Raw genomic sequence first — 2321 nt, forward strand, 5'->3', positions numbered from 1 at the left:
GGGGATAATACTGAGGATTGGGGGTTTGGGAGTTTGGGATTGGGGATTAGGGATTGGACATAATAATTAATACTTCTTCTTCCCTTGCTTCCCCTGCTCTTCCACTAGCCACTCCCTATTTACCTTGTCTCCTACCACCTGAATTGCCTACTCCTGGGTTCTTAAAGCTTGGGCAGCAAGATAAATTTTTGTCCATTCGCCTAAAATTTGATGAGTTTTGAGTTTCAACTGTTGGGCTATTATTTCTATTGAGTTCCCTGCTCTTTGCAAATCTAGGATCTGCCGCCCCAGAGGAGTCAATTTTTCCTCAAGTTGCTGCCATTGGTTTTGTGTTAACCCCAAGTTATGTTCTTGCAAGGAAATTGAGAGCCAACTTTCTACTAGCTCTGGTTTCCCTTTGAGAGCAAAAACACGCACGGCGTGGTAACTAATTTTTTCTCGCAGACGGTAGACTTCTTTAGTCTGCTTATTCAGTTTTTGGGCAATATCTTCCTGGGATTTGCCTTGCAAATACAGACGTAGCCACTCCACTGCGTCTGTACCCAGATTTTCTTGTAAATAATTTTCAAATTCTTTTTGCACTGACTGACGTAGCGCTTGTTGTTCCTCTAGGTGTTGTGCTTCTTGATATTCTGCGATCGCTTGACTATCGACTAAGTTAACTCGATTGTCGCTGTCATCGGTGAGGACTTCTTCTGAGACGAGTCTAATCAAGTCACGGCCCGGTACTTGGGTTAAGCCACCGCGCTGAGTGCGACGCAAGTAATTTACAAACCGATAAGCTAATAGGGGTTGATTGCGTACTGGCCGCAGACAATATTCTTCTATGCTGGCAAATAGCAGAGCATCTCCCAATCGTCTATCGGTTGTATATTTGCTCAGATCGGCCATTTGTTGTTGCATGTAGGCATCAGTTTGCAGTAACTCTTGGAGTACTTCTTGCAATACATCCATGACACTGCGCTGGCGATCGCGGCTGAGGGAAACCCAAGTCTGAATTTTATTCCGTAATGTCACTAAACTTCCCAGTCGCGTTATCAAGTTGCGATAAGCACGTTCTCGCCCGAACCCCAAATAGCGTTGACGTAAAATCCTCCAGCGATATTCCATTGCTTGTTTGGCGATATCAACCTCTTTAGGGTTCAATAGGTCAAACCGTTTTGAGTCCGATCCCAAAAGCCAGAGAATAATACTTTGTCTAGCAGCTTCATTTTGTTCTGGACATTCCGCAGCCAAGCGCTTTCGCCAATCTAGAGCCAGTTTTTCCACATCCGTTACCATAGCGAGATTGCGCTCCTCGAAACTCAATTTTGAAGTTTGCATCACAACCCCCATTTGTCCCACCTAATTGTTTAACTGGCAGCTGTCCCTAATTTCATGAGTTTCATGAAAATATCTCAGTGATTCCACTTTTATTACGTCTTAATTCAGCAAAATTATGCAGAAATTTTTGCATTAGTATTTTGCTTTCTATTACAAAATGTCCCAATCCCTTACATATCATGCATTTTGACCGATTTTGTAAATGTTAACTTTTTGTAAAGTTATGTTTTTTAACTGATAATAAAAATCTGCCTAGAGGGCTGAGTATAAGGTTTTGCATACAGATGGGTTGGGGAAATTTGAAATTTTGTAACCGAGCCGAGGAACGAATCTAATTTAACTCAAGAATCGGACGTTATTTCACCCGTATAAGTTTCTACGCTTTACAATCCCTTACGTAGTAAAATACTTAGTTAAATCTCAATATGCATTGGTATTAATGATATTTTTGGTCTGGAAGACCCCCCAACCTTTCTTAAAATCGGTTTAATTCCCTCATTTTTAAGAAAGGTGAGGGAGGATCGAGACCTAGCTGAATAGTATTAAGTTAAATTTCGTACTATTATTTTGATTTTATTAAGTGTATATACACAAGTTAGCCTTTAAAAGGATGTTTGGTAAGTCGTTAATAAAAGCTTAATCTCTAAACTAGCTTCACCTACAACTGTACTTCTAATATTGGCAAATTATTCTTCAAACCCTGACATTGCCAATAATGAATAGTCAACAGTCAATATTGATTTTGACTATTGACTCTGACTGTTGCTTTCCCTCTGCTTGAAAATTCAACTTATGCAAATATAAAAACAGAAAGAATGCAACCTTCAAAAGCTTTAATGGTCAGAAGCCTTACAAGAGACTTATCATTGAACCACCCCACCGCAAGGCGGATGGGGATTCCTGACATCTCGTGATGACAGCGGGACATTCAAGTATCCCTCTAGACCCTCAAGCTAACACCCATACGAGAGGCGTAAGAATTGGGCTTACATTTATAG

At 40.6% G+C, this 2321-nt stretch carries 1 protein-coding gene; it reads right to left on the bottom strand.

The genetic code is table 11. From position 1 onward, the window contains the following. Positions 1-147 precede the first annotated feature (147 nt). A complete protein-coding gene (locus tag CDG77_RS34570) occupies positions 148-1335 on the bottom strand; it encodes a HetZ-related protein 2 (RefSeq protein ID WP_094333616.1) in 1188 nt (395 codons plus the stop codon). Between the last annotated feature and the right edge of the window lie 986 nt (positions 1336-2321).

Origin of the sequence: Nostoc sp. 'Peltigera membranacea cyanobiont' 213, assembly GCF_002245975.1 — a bacterium.
Lineage (GTDB): Bacteria > Cyanobacteriota > Cyanobacteriia > Cyanobacteriales > Nostocaceae > Nostoc.

Bases quoted from the DNA above. Each gene is read 5' to 3' on its own strand.
- CDG77_RS34570 (WP_094333616.1), bottom strand. From the start codon at position 1,335: ATGGGGGTTGTGATGCAAACTTCAAAATTGAGTTTCGAGGAGCGCAAT.